Source organism: Brucella sp. TWI432 (assembly GCF_039674445.1).
Classification (GTDB): domain Bacteria; phylum Pseudomonadota; class Alphaproteobacteria; order Rhizobiales; family Rhizobiaceae; genus Brucella; species Brucella chromiisoli.
Genome location: NZ_JBDJNL010000004.1, coordinates 186,968 through 202,518 on the forward strand (window position 1 = coordinate 186,968; position 15,551 = coordinate 202,518).

Consider the following 15,551-nt stretch of genomic DNA (forward strand, 5'->3'; position numbering starts at 1 on the left):
TCTGCCAAACTGGCAAATTTTGCCGTCATCACCATTTGGTGAAAAAAAATGCTTGTGCACAAAAATTTTACAGACAGACCGATGCCGTTATGTTATCTCAATCATGAGCGAAGGCCTATTTTCATAAAAATCATGGGCCGCGAGCGACGAATTTTGTCGCGGGAGGAAATCCAAATGTCCGCAAAGGACCTGATTGGGAAAGCGTAATTCAGTCATGCGTGGTAAAGGTGATATAATCATCGGCATCGACGCGGGCACATCCGTCGTCAAGGCTGTGGCATTCGACCTGAATGGTCGTCAACTCGATTCGGCGGCTGTCCGCAACAAATACGAAACCGGTGAGCACGGTGCCGTTACGCAATCTCTTTCCCAGACATGGGAAGATTGTGCCAAGGCTTTGCGCGGCCTTGCCGATAAAATTCCAAATTTGAGTGAACGCACCGCCGCGATCTCCGTTACAGGTCAAGGGGACGGCACATGGCTTGTGGGACGCGATAACAAGCCGGTTGGCGACGCCTGGATCTGGCTCGATGCCCGCGCAGCAAACACTGTTACCAGACTTGCAGCAGGACCGATGAACCGCGCGCGCTTTGAAGCGACCGGCACAGGCCTTAACACCTGCCAGCAAGGCACACAAATGGCGCATATGGACAGTTTCGCACCGGAACTGCTCGATAATGCAGAAGTCGCCCTGCACTGCAAGGATTGGCTTTACCTCAACCTCACCGGCGTCCGTGCCACAGACCCCTCGGAAGCCAGTTTCACCTTCGGCAATTTCCGCAATCGCCAGTATGACGATGTGGTTATTGAAGCGCTCGGCCTCATTAAGCGCCGCAGCCTGCTACCCGAAATCGTGGATGGCACTCTGACGCAGCATCCGCTTTCCCCCCAAGCGGCAGCTGCAACAGGTCTGTTGGCCGGAACGCCGGTGAGCCTTGGTTATGTCGACATGGTGATGACCGCGCTTGGCGCGGGCGTCTATTGCGGCACAGCAGATGCAGGCTGCTCGACCATAGGCTCAACAGGCGTGCATATGCGCGCAAAACCCGTCTCCGACATTCATCTGAATGCGGAAGGAACGGGCTATGTTATTGCTCTGCCTGTTCCGGGCATCGTCACGCAGGTTCAGACCAATATGGGCGCGACGATCAATATCGACTGGATTTTGCAGATCGCTGCCGATCTTATGTCAACGGCAGACCAAAAAGTCTCGCTGAACGATCTCATCCCTCGCCTCGACGACTGGTTCAATGCCAGCCGCCCCGGCGCGCTGCTTTACCATCCCTATATCTCCGAAGCCGGAGAACGCGGTCCTTTCGTCAATGCCTTTGCGCGCGCAGGCTTTATCGGCCTTTCGAGCCGCGACCGCTTTCCTGAGCTGGTTCGTTCAGTGGTCGAAGGTCTCGGCATGGCAACACGCGATTGCTATGCTGCGATGGGTGATATGCCTGCCGAATTACGCCTGACGGGTGGCGCTGCACGCTCGCGTGCCCTGCGCAGCACCTTATCTGCAGCAGTCAACGCCCCTGTACGGGTTTCATCGCGTGAAGAAGCAGGTGCTGCCGGGGCAGCAATGATGGCTGCGGTGGCAATCGGCGCTTATCAGAGCATGGACGACTGCATTAACGAATGGGTTGCGCCTCTGCTCGGAGCAAGCGAAGCGCCGGATGCAACGCAGGCGACACGCTATGAAGAACTTTTCGACGCCTACAAAGATGCAAGATTGGCTCTGACACCCATCTGGGACAAGCTTGCAGCCGATCGGTAATCCGCCAATCGGTTGAAATAATAGTTTATTTTGCCGGAGTGCCGGCATCCGAAGGAGCATGAGATGGCTGAACCGGAAACCTACGATCTGTTTGTGATTGGTGGCGGTATCAACGGTGCGGGCGTAGCTCGCGATGCAGCCGGGCGCGGCCTCAAGGTTGTGCTTGCGGAAAAAGACGATCTTGCCGAAGGCACTTCGTCACGCTCTGGCAAGCTGGTGCATGGTGGTCTGCGTTACCTCGAATATTACGAATTCCGTCTGGTTCGCGAAGCGCTGATCGAGCGCGAAGTTTTGTTGAACGCCGCACCGCATATCATCTGGCCGATGCGCTTTGTTCTGCCACACAGCCCGCAGGATCGTCCGGCATGGCTGGTGCGTCTCGGCCTGTTTCTCTACGATCATCTCGGCGGTCGCAAGAAGCTGCCCGGAACCCGCACGCTTGATCTCAAGCGCGACCCGGAAGGCACGCCGATTCTCGATCAATATACCAAGGGCTTCGAGTATTCCGATTGCTGGGTAGATGATGCCCGTCTCGTTGTTCTCAATGCTCTGGGCGCTGCTGAAAAAGGCGCGACCATTCTAACCCGCACACCAGTCACCTCGGCGCGTCGCGAAAAAGGCGGCTGGATCATTGAAACAAAGAATCGCGATACGGGCAAAGTGCGCAGCTTCCGCGCGCGCTGCGTCGTCAATTGCGCAGGCCCATGGGTGACAGACGTCATCACCAATGTTGCCGGTTCAAATTCTTCGCGCAATGTGCGTCTGGTCAAGGGTAGCCACATTATCGTGCCGAAATTCTGGTCCGGTGCGAATGCCTATCTCGTGCAGAATCACGACAAGCGCGTGATCTTCATCAACCCATATGAAGGCGACAAGGCGCTGATCGGTACCACCGATATCGCTTATGAAGGCCGCGCCGAAGATGTGAGCGCGGATGAGAAAGAGATCGATTACCTGATCACGGCGGTCAACCGCTATTTCAAGGAAAAGCTGCGTCGTGAAGACGTACTTCATAGCTTCTCCGGTGTGCGTCCGCTGTTTGACGATGGTAAGGGTAACCCATCAGCCGTCACGCGCGACTATGTTTTCGATCTGGATGAGACCAACGACGCGCCTCTGCTGAACGTCTTTGGCGGCAAGATCACCACATTCCGTGAGCTTGCAGAGCGCGGTATGCATCGCTTGAAGCACATTTTCCCGAAAATGGGCGGTGACTGGACACATGATGCACCATTGCCGGGCGGCGAAATCCCGAATGCGGATTATGAAACCTTCGCAAACAGCCTGCGCGACAGCTACCCATGGATGCCGCGCAAACTGGTGCAACATTATGGACGCCTCTATGGTGCACGCACCAAGGACATCGTCGCGGGTGTAAGTGATCTTGCTGGCCTTGGTCAGCACTTTGGTGGCAATCTTTACGAAGCCGAAGTCCGTTATCTGGTTGCGAAAGAATGGGCGAAAACGGCAAACGACATTCTCTATCGCCGCACCAAGCACTACCTGCAACTCAGTGAAGCCGAGCGCTCTGCTTTCATTGCATGGTTCGACAACGCTAAAATTTCCGCCTGAGGACACCATGGCCCTTACGCTTTCGCTCAATACCAATCCGCTTGTGAACCGCTTTGCTGAGCCGGATGATCTGATCGAAACTGTTGCGCGCGACCTGCGTCTGCGCGATCTTCAGCTTACGCATGAGTTCATCAATCCAAGCTGGCAGGCTTCGACCATTCGTCGCCTCACCCGCGATATGGACAAAGCCTTGCAGCGCACCGGTGTCCGCGTCACTTCCGGCATGACCGGCCCTTATGGACGCCTCAATCATTTCGGCCACCCCGACGCAGATGTTCGTCGCTATTATGTCGACTGGTTCAAGACATTTGCCGATATTATCGGCGATCTTGGCGGCAAATCGGTCGGCACGCAATTTGCGATTTTCACTTACAAGGATTTTGATAATCCTGAACGCCGCGAAGAGCTGATCAAGATCGCGATCGACTGTTGGGCAGAAGTTGCTGAACATGCGAGCCGTGCTGGTCTTGACTATGTTTTCTGGGAGCCGATGAGCATCGGCCGTGAGTTTGGTGAAACAATCGCTGAGAGCATCAAGCTTCAGGATCGGCTGACCGCAGCAGACATGGCCATCCCGATGTGGATGATGGCCGACATCGATCATGGCGATGTGACATCATCGAACCCGGATGATTTCGACCCTTATGCATGGGCGCGTGCCGTGCCGAAGGTCTCACCAATCATTCACATCAAACAGAGTCTTATGGATAAGGGCGGGCACCGTCCATTCACAGCGGCTTTCAATGCCAAAGGCCGTATCCAGCCGGAACCGCTGCTTAAGGCCTTTGCCGAAGGCGGTGCTGTGGACAATGAAATCTGCCTTGAGCTATCGTTTAAGGAACGTGAACCAAACGACCGTGAAGTCATCCCGCAGATCGCGGAAAGTGTGGCCTTCTGGGCACCGCACATTGACACTGGCGCGGGAGATTTGAAAATATAACTATAAGAAAACAATAAAGAATCGGGGAGCAGGCAGCAGAAAAATGGCAGATGCAGAGGATTCCTTAGCCCTTCGTGCCGCCTGGCTCCATTTTATCGGGGGGATGACCCAGTCAGCCGTCGCAAAACGGCTTGGACTTCCCTCTGTGAAAGCGCATCGATTGATCGCCAAAGCTGTTGCGGATGGTGCCGTAAAAGTGACAATCGACGGCGACATTACGGAATGTATCGATCTCGAAAACCGTCTCGCTGAGCGTTTTAATCTCGAATATTGTGAAGTTACCCCTGATCTGGGCGAGGAAGCCTTACCGCTCGTGTCGCTGGGTAATGCCGGAGCAGAATTTCTGCGCAGAGAGATCGAATTTGGCGACCATGAAGTGATCGGCCTTGGCCATGGCCGCACGCTTTCGGCAGCGGTCAATCACATGCCACGCGTGGCGGCGAAAGAGGTACAGTTTGTCTCGCTGCTTGGCGGCCTGACACGAAACTTTGCTGCCAATCCGCATGATGTGATGCATCGCATCGCCGAGAAGACCGGCAGACCAGCCTATGTGATGCCCGTGCCATTTTTTGCAAATACCGCAGAAGACCGCGAGGTTCTGTTGGCACAAAAGGGTGTAACGACAGTTTTCGAAATGGGCTGCCGTGCCGAGTTGAAAATCGTTGGTCTGGGTACAGTTGATGCCCATGCGCAGCTTGTCACATCAGGCGTGATCGAACTTTCTGAAATGGAAGAGATCGCAAGTCGTGGAGGCATCGGCGAAATGCTGGGTCATTTCTTCGATGCAAACGGTACGCGGCTTGAAACAGGCCTGACAGCCCGCACCATTGCAGCATCGGTTGAAAATGCAGATATGAGCCGCATCATTGGTCTGGCGGGTGGTCTTTCAAAAGCCCAAGCTATTCGCGCTGTGCTCAAAAGTGGACGCCTTTATGGTTTGATCACCGATGAGCGCACTGCAAGAGTGCTTGTGCAGTAAACACAAACTGATCGACAAAATATCACAAAATCACATTTTATATAGATTGGTTTGTGATTTTGTGTTTTAAGTTTGCGCGATCAGCAACCATGTTTTGAGATCGGAAACACCTTGAAACGCGACGACAGAAGACAGGCGATCATCAATCTGCTGATTGAAAATCATGCAGTCGATCTTGACGATCTGGCCGAACGTTTTTCTGTGTCCAAAATGACCATTCATCGCGATCTGGATTCCCTTGAAGAATCAGGCGTGCTGCGCAAAGTACGCGGCGGCGCAACGATGGATGCCGGTTCTCAGTTTGAAAGCGATTTCCGTTTTCGCGTTCAGCAGGACAATGAAGCAAAGATTGAGATGGGGCGTGCAGCCCTTGACCTGATCGAGCCCGGCATGACCGTGATGATCAATGACGGTTCCACCGCTGCGGTTCTGGGCAGCATGTTGATTGAGAAGCGCCCGCTGACTGTGATCACAAACAATGCAGTCATCATCGAAAACCTCAAGGGTGAAGGCGGCATCAATCTGATCGCGCTCGGCGGCGTATTTTCAGCAAAGTTCAACGCCTTCTTCGGCCTGTTGACCGAGGAAGCCCTGTCAAAACTCAGCGCAGACATTGCCTTTATTTCCGCGCCTGCGGTCAATGGACGCCTCGTTTATCATATGGATGAAAATGTCGTCCGCACCAAGCGCGCCATGACCGCATCGGCAACCCGCACATGCCTTCTGGTCAATCATCAACGGTTCCGCCGCACAGCCTTGCATGTGATGGCTGATCTTGGCGATTTTGATGCGATCATTACGGATAAATCTCCGGGCGATGCCCTTGTAGCCGAACTTGAGCCGGCAGGCATCAAACTGACAATTGCAGAATAAACACGAAAAGAAAGAGCATTCGAGCATGTCCAAATTCTGGGTTGGTACGAGCTGGAAAATGAACAAGACGCTTGCGGAAGCGCGCGCTTTCGCGACTGCATTGAAGGACGCCGACAGCGGTCGTTCGGCAGACATTCAGCGCTTTGTCATTCCACCGTTTACCTATGTTCGCGAAGTAAAAGAAATCCTGTCGGACACTTCCGTCAAGGTTGGCGCACAGAACATGCACTGGGCTGATCAGGGCGCATGGACCGGTGAAATCTCGCCGCTGATGCTGAAAGATTGCAACCTCGACATCGTTGAACTGGGGCATTCAGAGCGTCGCGAACATTTTGGAGAAACCAACGAAACCGTTGGCCTCAAGGTCGAAGCAGCTATTCGTCATGGCCTGATCCCGCTGATCTGCATCGGGGAAACGCTGGCAGACCGAGAAAACGAACGCGCTGCGGAAGTGCTGGCAGAAGAAGTGCGCGGAGCACTTTCTCAGCTTTCGGATGAACAGAAGAAAGCTGAAATCCTGTTCGCTTACGAACCCGTATGGGCGATTGGTGAAAACGGTATTCCAGCCTCGGCAGACTATGCCGATGCCCGCCAGGCTGAAATTATTGCGGTTGCAGAAGGTATCCTTGGCCGTCGTGTTCCTTGCCTTTATGGCGGCTCGGTCAATCCCGGCAACTGCGAAGAACTCATTGCCTGCCCGCATATCGATGGCCTGTTCATTGGCCGTTCGGCATGGAACGTGGAAGGCTATCTCGACATTCTGGCGAAATGCGCCAAAACCATCAAAGCTAATTAAGGAGCAATATCATGAAAGTAGCAGTAGCAGGCGACAGCGCTGGCGAAGGTCTGGCCAAGGTTCTTGCAGATCACCTGAAGGATCGTTTTGAAGTGTCCGAAATCTCCCGCACGGACGCTGGTGCAGACGCATTCTATGCAAACCTCTCGGACCGTGTGGCATCCGCCGTTCTCGACGGCACCTATGACCGCGCAATTCTGGTTTGTGGCACCGGCATCGGTGTTTGCATTGCAGCCAACAAGGTTCCGGGCATCCGCGCAGCGCTGACCCACGACACCTATTCGGCAGAACGTGCAGCACTTTCCAACAATGCGCAGATCATCACGATGGGCGCACGCGTTATCGGTTCGGAAGTTGCAAAGACCATTGCTGATGCGTTCCTTGCACAGACCTTTGACGAAAATGGCCGTTCGGCTGGCAATGTTGACGCAATTAACGAAGTCGATGCCAAGTACAATAAGTGCTGATTTTTTGACACGTTGAGACACAAAAAAAGCGGCAGGTTTTCCCGCCGCTTTTTTATTGCCGTAATCAGAAAATCTTAGCTGAACTTCGGGTCCAGCGAACCATCACGATAGCGCTTGGCCATTTCCGAGAGCGGGATCGGACGAATAGCCGAAGCATGGCCAGCCGTTCCGAACTGCTCGAAACGATCCTTGCAGAGCTTCGTCATCGCAGCCATTGCAGGCTTCAAATACTTGCGTGGATCGAACTCGCTCGGATCTTCCTGCAACACGCGGCGGATCTGGCCCGTCAGCGCCATACGGTTATCGGTGTCGATGTTGATCTTGCGCACGCCATGCTTGATGCCGCGCTGGATTTCTTCAACAGGCACACCCCATGTTGGCTTCATCTTGCCGCCATACTTGTTGATGATTCCCTGCAAATCTTCCGGCACCGAAGACGATCCATGCATGACAAGATGCGTGTTTGGCAGCTTGCGGTGAATTTCTTCGATCACGTTCATTGCAAGCACGGAACCATCAGGCTTACGGCTGAACTTGTAAGCGCCATGCGAAGTGCCCATGGCGATTGCCAGCGCATCGACCTTGGTTTCACGTACGAATTTCACAGCTTCATCCGGGTCAGTCAAAAGCTGGTCATGCGAAAGCTGACCTTCTGCGCCGTGACCATCTTCTGCTTCACCCATGCCGGTTTCGAGCGAACCGAGAACACCAAGCTCACCTTCAACAGAAATGCCGCCAAGATGGGACATTTCACTGACCTGACGCGTAACAGAGACGTTGTAATCCCAGTCAGCAGGCGTCTTGCCGTCAGCTTTCAGCGAGCCGTCCATCATGACGGAGGTAAAGCCTGCCTGAATGGCGGTCATGCACGTGGCAGCTTCGTTGCCATGATCAAGATGCACGCAAACCGGAATATGCGGATAGATTTCCGTAACAGCATCCATCATGTGGCGCAGCATGATATCGTTTGCATAGGAACGCGCACCGCGCGAAGCCTGCAAAATAACTGGCGCATCGGCAGCATCGGCCGCTTCCATAATAGCAAGCGCCTGTTCCATGTTGTTGATGTTGAACGCTGGAACACCGTAGCTATGTTCAGCAGCATGGTCGAGCAATTGACGCAGCGTAATACGTGCCATCTGAGTTTCCTCCTAATTAATTGCGCGAACGCGCATAATATTCACCAAGCACATCGACTTCTTCCGCAACACCGAACACCAGCGCACTGCGCTCGTGATAGGTTTCGGGAACGATATCGAGGATCGGCGTGGAACCGTTTGTTGCCTTGCCACCAGCCTGCTGGCTGAGGAACGCGATCGGATTGGCTTCATAAACGAGACGCAGACGGCCCTTTTCGTAGCCCGGGCGCGCATCGTCCACATAGAAGAAGATACCGCCGCGCTGCATGATGCGGTGCATGTCGCCGACCGCTGCACCCAACCAGCGCATATTGAAATTGCGTCCGCGCGGACCGTCCTTGCCGTTGTAGCAATCATCGACATAGGCCTTCATGCCCGCCGAGAGATGACGATAAACGGATGCGTTATAGGCGAGATCGGATGTACGCTCCGGAAGCGTCACATTCTTTCGGGTGATCTGGAAGAGGCCGCTGACCGGATCAAGCGTTGCAAAAAGAACGCCTTCGCCGACCGAAAAGGCGAGATCAATCGAATTGCCGAACGAGACATAGCCTGCTGCCAGCTGACGATTGCCGGGCTGAAGGAAAGGCTCTGCCGTATCCGCAGGGAAGATAGAGAAAATGGTGCCGAGCGGCGCGCCAAGACCGACATTGCCGGAGCCGTCAAGCGGGTCGATTGCAACGGCAACCAGCCCATCAGCCTTGCCCGGAACAGGCAGCTCCGCTTCTTCCGACAAAACCGATGCAGCACCTGCTGCAATCAACAACTCGACAAAAAGATTGTGCGCGCCAACATCAATGCTCTTCTGCTGGTCCTGATCGCTGTTAACGCCAACGAGCTTGCCGGGATCACCAGGAATGGACCCTCGCGCAATACGGCCCGCAAGGCGACCGGATCCAGCCAGAATTGCTTTAATCACATTGCTTGTTGCAAGGCGCAGACTGTCCTGCCCCGCCCAGCCATCAAGATATTCACCGGCAGCTTCTGCATCAATGCGATCATTGTCGCCAGCCAGAACCAGTGGAGCGTAATTTCCTGCCATCGTCATTGACCCTGCTCCTGAACAAGAAGCAGTTCCAGCACGTGGGAAGCGAGGGAAACGGAATTCATTTACTGACAATCTCCATGCGGATGTCTTCAAGACACGCCCGATAATGGGCTGAGACAGGGAGGACGTAACACCGTTCTGATATCATCACAATGATGTGGATAACATTATAACGATTTAAATGTTAGATTATGTTTTAAAATCATGTTAATTCACGACACGCACCGTCATTTCATCGGGTGACAGACATATATGGCGCCATATCGGCCCCGTGGCCGTATTGATCTTGCCTATAATGTGCCCGTGCCGGACATCGGAAAATGGCCAATCCTTGCTTAAAAAGACCGGCCTCACGTCAGACGAAAGCCCGTCTGATCTAGCTCCACTTCAACCCATTGAGCTTGGCCCGAAGCTTCTGGGTTATCTTGACGGCCACAAACGCAGCCGTTTTCTGGACACGTGGTTTCAACTGATTGTTCACGAGTGAACAGTCTCAGGTTGCGAAGGAACCCATAAAAAAAGGCCGAAAACCAATTGTCTCCGGCCTTTGATCTTAAATAAGACCTTCCTCTTTCAAAGCCTTCTGAGCCGCAGGGCGCGCCATGACGCGTTCGCGCAACGCGAGGGCTTTTGGATAAGCAGAGAGATCAACGTTCAACATCAGGCCCCAGCCCATGACCACGGCGGCATATGCATCTGCCTGCGTGAAGTCTTCGCCCAACCAGTAGGAATGACCATTCGCAAGCATTGCTTCTAACTGGCCCATGCGGCGATTGATTGAAGCAATTACTTTAAGCTTCGCATCATCAGAAAGATCAGGCGCAAACAAGCCACTGAAAGCCACGTGCAGATCACTGCAGAAACCGAGCGCCTCCTGTAAGCGCGCGCGTTCGATCGTGCCATAGGCTGGCTTGAAAGCTGCAACATCGGAATGATCACCAATATACTGGAGAACAGCAGCATTCTGCGTGATCACCACACCCGGTTCAATCTCAAGTGCAGGAACAGCACCACGTGGATTGATTTTAAAATAATCAGCACCGCTTGCGATCTTCTTTTCCTTAAGATCAACCGCTTCGAGATCATAGGTAAAACCTGCCTCGATCAGAACGATGTGCGGGGCCAGAGAACATGCACCTGACTTATAATAAAGCTTCATTATTGACTCCGTTGGGATTTGTTTCCCGGCGGGATGTAGCACCTTTAAGCTGGGAGAAAATATTTCTGTATATCACAATATTGGGAGCAATTTTCTATTCCCGCTTCCCTCCGCGGATTCGTTTGTTCACACGCGCTATCGATAGCAATCAAACCCAGTCTGATCACCATAAACACCGCGCCAAAAGCAATGCCGTAAACGCTGGATGCACTGAACACATTGAACAGATATTCCCTCTCCCGGGCCGATAAGCGCGGGAAACCACTCGCCCTTTAGCGCGGCAAATATTCAAGATTTGACATTTGATAGGTATAATTTGACAAATGTCATCTACCTATATTGACATACGTCGAATTGTTTGTGATTTTTGCCATGCGTGGTCAAGGAGGATGCCGTGCAGACGTTCTTGAAAACTGAAAAACCAAAAAAATCGTTCGCAGAGGGTGCCGCCCTTTACAACGGCATTGTCGCCTGCAAATCCACATTCCGCTTTATTCGGATGGGTATTCAGCAGCGCGACGGCAAAAAGATTTGGCTATGCCGCGAAGAAATTGAGTATTCCACGCCCGATGACGCTCTAAAATCTGGCATTTCCATCATCGAAGGCGCGCATTCCTACCGAACGCTTCGCGTTTTGGGAAGAAATCGCAGCCATCGCAGTCTTTATGGCATCAAACGGCGCGAACATGATAAATGGTTCAGACCTTCTGATTGATGGTGGAGACACACTTCTTTCACAAAGCAAATGGTCTCACGCTTGTTCGTTACCAAAATACGGCATTAAAATTTCAGAGCGGGAACTTATCTCTCGCCTTCAATAGGTGCAAAATGCAAAGATTTATTAACAATCCGGATGAAGTTGTCGAAGACACCGTCAAAGGCTTTATCAAAGCCCATAAAGATCTGGTGCGGTTGTCGTCGGAAAACCCGCGTGTTGTTGTCGCCCAAAATGCACCAATCGAAGGTAAAGTTGGCGTTATTACTGGCGGTGGCTCGGGCCATGAACCTGCTTTTATTGGTTACACCGGTAAAAATCTCCTCGACGCGGTGGCTGTAGGAGAGCTTTTCTCGTCGCCGACCGCCAAGAGCTTTTATGATGCAGCCCGCGAAGCCAATGGTGGAAAGGGTGTTGTTTGTCTCTATGGCAATTATGCCGGAGACAACATGAACGTGAAAATGGCAATAAAGCTTGCTGCCAAGGCCGGAATTGAAGTGCTGACTGTTGTCGCCAATGATGATGTCTGCTCGGCCCCTGCCAGTGAACGGGAAAAACGTCGCGGTGTTGCTGGCGAAATCTTCATGTGGAAGATCGGTGGTGCAAAAGCTGCATCGGGTGCTAGCCTTCTTGAAGTACAGGCAAGCGCGCAGAAAGCCATCGATAATTGCCGCTCAATCGGTGTTGGTCTTGGCCCGTGCACACTGCCGGCGGTCGGGCATCCAAACTTCACGATTGAACCCGGAACGATGGAAGTCGGTATCGGTCATCATGGCGAGCCGGGCGTGCGTGTCGAACCGTTGAAGCGCGCCGACGAGATTGCCCGGGACATGAGCAAGATCGTTCTCGACGATCACGATCTGCCGGAAGGCACCGAAGTTGCCGTTCTGGTTTCCGGGCTTGGCGCCACGCCAGTCAACGAGCTCTATATTCTCAACGATACCATTGAGCGGGAGATCACCGCACGCGGCCTCAAGATCTATCGTACCTATGTCGGCAACTACTTTACCTCGCTTGAAATGGTTGGCGCAACACTGACAGTCATGGCGCTGGACGATGAACTTAAGACGCTTCTGGATGTCGAAGCCCGGTGCACGGCAGTTCTCTAAGAAAGAAATATATCATGCAGACATTCAAAAATGCCGGATCGGGTGAAATCGTTCTTTCGCTTGCAGACAGAATTATCGAAAACAAAGCTTATCTCAGCGAAATTGACGGAAAAATCGGTGATGGCGATCACGGTGTGAATATGGCCAAGGGCTTTGGCCTTGCAGCCGAGCGCCTGAGAAATAAGGGCGTCTCGCTTGCAGAAGGTCTTGATACGTTAGGCACAGTTCTGCTCACCGAAATCGGTGGGTCAATGGGACCGCTTTATGGTGTGATGTTCAACGAATTCGCAGAAAAGCTGGAAGGCGTTGAGAATATCGATGCTGCCGCTTTTAGCGCGATGCTTCATGCCGGTCTTGAAGGCATCCAGTCAATCGGTTCAGCAAAGCTTGGTGACAAGACGCTGCTTGACACGCTGATCCCGGCAATCAATGCTTTTGACGAGGCCAATAACGATGGTCAGTCCTTCTCCGAGGCCCTTGATGCGCTCTCGCTGGCTGCTGAAGCCGGTCGCGATTCCACGCTTAATCTCGTCGCAAAAATCGGACGTGCAAGCCGCCTCGGCGAGCGCTCGCTAGGGGTTCTCGACGCGGGTGCAACATCCTGCGCGCTGATTCTGACGGACTTGTCTGCGCAGGCAAAAAACCGTCTTCAGCAATAAGTCTGCATAGAATTTGAATTTGATGGCTGAAAACTGTGTGAGCAAACACGTTCAGCCATCAAATTCGCTCTATCATGTTGCAATCGCGATCACTTGCTTTCATCGTTGCGGCCGGAACGGAGGCAACAGAACATCGCATGACGCTCAAGCCCAACACATCGCGCAAAGTCGGCAAACCCCGGTCGAATGCCAGCGAAAATGCGACCGCTATCCCCATGCGTTACGGAGACGATCTTTATGTTTGGGCCTGCTGGCTTTACTATGAGGATGGCCTGACGCAGAGCGAGATTGCCGATGTTATGGGTATCTCGCGCGCGACCGTAAACAGCTATCTGGCTGAGGCGCGCGAAAAAGGGATCGTCAATATTTCTATCGGCGGCGGCTGGCTTGAATCGCTGTCTGTCGCGCAGGAACTCAAGCGCCATTTTGGTCTGACCGATTGCCTTATCATCCCTCACGATGACAATGCCCGTCCGCTGATTGATCGCCTTGGTGTGGCGGGTGCCCATGCTCTCAACAAGACGTTGAAATCCGGTGACACACTGGCTGTAGCCTGGGGCCGGACCGTACTTGCAGTGGGCGAGCATACTGATATTGCAGCCCTGCAGGATGTGACTGTTGTGCAGGCGACAGGCGGAACGACCGCATCCTTCCCCTATACGCCGGAACGTTGTGCTGCGGTGCTCGCAGAAGCCGTATCTGCGCGCTGTGTCAACATCACGGCGCCCGCCATGGTGCGCTCGCCAACAGCCCGTAATGTGCTGCTCGAAGAACCCCTGATACAAGAGCAGTTTGCGACACTGGAACAGGCCAATCGCATACTGTTTGGTGTGTCCTCGCTTCGATCCAATTCCACGATTCATACAAGTGGCTTTTTTGAATCCGTATCCTTGCAGCACTATCTTGCGGCAGGCGCGGTTGGTGTTGTCGCCGGGCGCTTTATTGATGAACGTGGAAAACCCGTTGCCGGGCCGCTGGATGGCCGCACAATCGGCATCTCGCTTGATAAACTGCAAAAGATACAGACGCGGATTGCCGTGGCTGGCGGCTTTGACAAGGTGCCGGCGCTGCTTGCGGCCCTTCGCGGCGGTCATATCAATGTGCTGGTTACCGATGCGGCAACCGGACTTGGAATCCTGCGTGCAGACAGCGTCATCGATCTCGAAGCGCGCCTTTCGCAGCGCCCAAAGGCCAGTCAAATGCCTGCGGCGTTTCGCATGCGTGTGAAAAAGCTGCTCAACAATCCAAATGAGGTGGTTGAGGAAATGCTCGACGGCGCTGTGCGGGCGCATGGCAAATTCCTACAACCCATCGGCACCTCCAACCGCGCGCTCGTTGCACGTGAGGGTCCCCGTGCTGGCAAGGTCGGACTGGTGATTGGTGGCGGTGCCGGGCATGAGCCATGTTTCCTCGGCTATGTGGGCAAAGGACTTGCCGACGCAGTGGCTGTCGGCAACGTGTTTTCCTCACCGCCACCCGACCCTATTGTTGCATGTGCACTTGCTGCTTCCAAAGGCGAAGGGGTTCTCTTTGTCTATGGCAATTATGCCGGCGATGTCATGAATTTCGAGATGGCGGCTGAAATGGCCGAGGAAAAAGGTGTCAGGATTAAAACTGTTCTGACCACCGACGATATTGCCTCCTCACCCATTGATGACAAGGACGGTCGGCGTGGCGTGGCAGGCAATTTCTTCGTTTTCAAGGTTGCAGGTGCGGCCTGTGACAAGGGGCTTTCACTGGAAGCGTGCGAAGTTGTGACACGCAAGGCCAACGCACGGACCTTCACCATCGGTGTTGCACTGGAACCCGGCTCATTGCCACAAACAGGACGGCATAACTTCGAGATCGGGCCGGAGGACATGGAGATCGGCGTCGGCATTCACGGTGAGCCGGGTGTTTCGCGTGACCGGATTCGACAGGCTGATGAAATCGTTGATGGCATCATGGACAGAATTTTCAATGAAATGAACGCCGTCTCTGGCGATCGGGTTGCCGTTTTGGTCAATTCATTTGGAGCCACACCGCTCATGGAGCTTTATGTTCTCTATCGACGTGTCGCCCAGCGGCTGGATGCCAAGAACATTCATATTGAAGCCAACTGGGTCGGGCATTACTGCACCTCTCTGGACATGGCAGGGGCTTCGATATCGATCCTTCATCTTGATCAGGAATTGAGCGAGCTGTTGCAGCATCCATGCGAAACGGCAAGCCTTAGAATAGGCTAAAACGCCGGTATTTATTGCCTTTTCTGTTCTGCCTATAAGTAAATTAGCATGCGCCTTATGATGAGCAACACGGCTTACGGTTGTAAGGTTTGAGGAGGAATT

General features: G+C 53.4%; 13 protein-coding genes and 1 pseudogene. 11 read left to right on the top strand and 3 right to left on the bottom strand.

The annotated features are described in order from the left end of the window. Positions 1 to 214: 214 nt before the first annotated feature. The 7 genes from ABE527_RS09555 (at position 215) to derI (ending at position 7,395) form a co-directional block, all read left to right on the top strand. The gene (locus ABE527_RS09555; protein ID WP_265983985.1) at positions 215 to 1,768 is read left to right on the top strand and encodes an FGGY-family carbohydrate kinase; all 1,554 of its coding nucleotides are present in this window, start codon (positions 215 to 217) and stop codon (positions 1,766 to 1,768) included. Between the two features lie 63 nt (positions 1,769 to 1,831). Continuing rightward, entirely contained in the window at positions 1,832 to 3,340 is a 1,509-nt protein-coding gene (locus tag ABE527_RS09560) for a glycerol-3-phosphate dehydrogenase (protein WP_499696766.1), read from the top strand. A 7-nt stretch (positions 3,341 to 3,347) separates the two neighbouring features. Then, positions 3,348 to 4,280, top strand: a complete 933-nt coding sequence (locus tag ABE527_RS09565) for a TIM barrel protein (RefSeq protein WP_499696767.1) — start codon at positions 3,348 to 3,350, stop codon at positions 4,278 to 4,280. Positions 4,281 to 4,323: 43 nt separating this feature from the next. Next, positions 4,324 to 5,259, top strand: coding sequence for a sugar-binding transcriptional regulator (locus tag ABE527_RS09570; protein ID WP_265983982.1), 936 nt, complete (start codon positions 4,324 to 4,326; stop codon positions 5,257 to 5,259). A gap of 111 nt (positions 5,260 to 5,370) precedes the next feature. Beyond that, complete coding sequence (locus tag ABE527_RS09575; protein ID WP_265983981.1) at positions 5,371 to 6,132, top strand: DeoR/GlpR family DNA-binding transcription regulator; 762 nt, start codon at positions 5,371 to 5,373, stop codon at positions 6,130 to 6,132. A 25-nt stretch (positions 6,133 to 6,157) separates the two neighbouring features. Then, on the top strand, positions 6,158 to 6,928 hold the full coding sequence (locus tag ABE527_RS09580) for a triose-phosphate isomerase (RefSeq protein ID WP_265983980.1): 771 nt from the start codon (positions 6,158 to 6,160) through the stop codon (positions 6,926 to 6,928). An 11-nt stretch (positions 6,929 to 6,939) separates the two neighbouring features. After that, positions 6,940 to 7,395, top strand: coding sequence for a D-erythrulose-4-phosphate isomerase (gene derI, locus ABE527_RS09585; RefSeq protein WP_265983979.1), 456 nt, complete (start codon positions 6,940 to 6,942; stop codon positions 7,393 to 7,395). A 74-nt stretch (positions 7,396 to 7,469) separates the two neighbouring features. Here the strand turns inward: derI and fba are convergent, their stop codons facing one another. The 3 genes from fba to gst all read right to left on the bottom strand — a co-directional run bounded on the left by fba (position 7,470) and on the right by gst (position 10,741). Beyond that, positions 7,470 to 8,534, bottom strand: a complete 1,065-nt coding sequence (gene fba, locus ABE527_RS09590; protein ID WP_499696768.1) for a class II fructose-bisphosphate aldolase — start codon at positions 8,532 to 8,534, stop codon at positions 7,470 to 7,472. Positions 8,535 to 8,550: 16 nt separating this feature from the next. Next, positions 8,551 to 9,582, bottom strand: coding sequence for a class 1 fructose-bisphosphatase (locus tag ABE527_RS09595; protein WP_499696769.1), 1,032 nt, complete (start codon positions 9,580 to 9,582; stop codon positions 8,551 to 8,553). Positions 9,583 to 10,135: 553 nt separating this feature from the next. Then, a complete protein-coding gene (gene gst, locus ABE527_RS09600; RefSeq protein WP_499694347.1) occupies positions 10,136 to 10,741 on the bottom strand; it encodes a glutathione transferase in 606 nt (201 codons plus the stop codon). A 596-nt stretch (positions 10,742 to 11,337) separates the two neighbouring features. Between gst and ABE527_RS09605 the strand changes: the two are divergent. The 4 genes and pseudogenes from ABE527_RS09605 to ABE527_RS09620 all read left to right on the top strand — a co-directional run. Continuing rightward, positions 11,338 to 11,475 (top strand): annotated as a pseudogene (locus ABE527_RS09605) (SDR family oxidoreductase); the annotation flags it as partial. Between the two features lie 94 nt (positions 11,476 to 11,569). Beyond that, the gene (locus ABE527_RS09610) at positions 11,570 to 12,565 is read left to right on the top strand and encodes a dihydroxyacetone kinase subunit DhaK (RefSeq protein ID WP_265983975.1); all 996 of its coding nucleotides are present in this window, start codon (positions 11,570 to 11,572) and stop codon (positions 12,563 to 12,565) included. Positions 12,566 to 12,579: 14 nt separating this feature from the next. Further along, complete coding sequence (gene dhaL / locus ABE527_RS09615) at positions 12,580 to 13,224, top strand: dihydroxyacetone kinase subunit DhaL (protein WP_499696770.1); 645 nt, start codon at positions 12,580 to 12,582, stop codon at positions 13,222 to 13,224. Positions 13,225 to 13,361: 137 nt separating this feature from the next. Beyond that, the gene (locus ABE527_RS09620) at positions 13,362 to 15,449 is read left to right on the top strand and encodes a bifunctional sugar-binding transcriptional regulator/dihydroxyacetone kinase subunit DhaK (RefSeq protein ID WP_499696771.1); all 2,088 of its coding nucleotides are present in this window, start codon (positions 13,362 to 13,364) and stop codon (positions 15,447 to 15,449) included. Positions 15,450 to 15,551 lie beyond the last annotated feature (102 nt).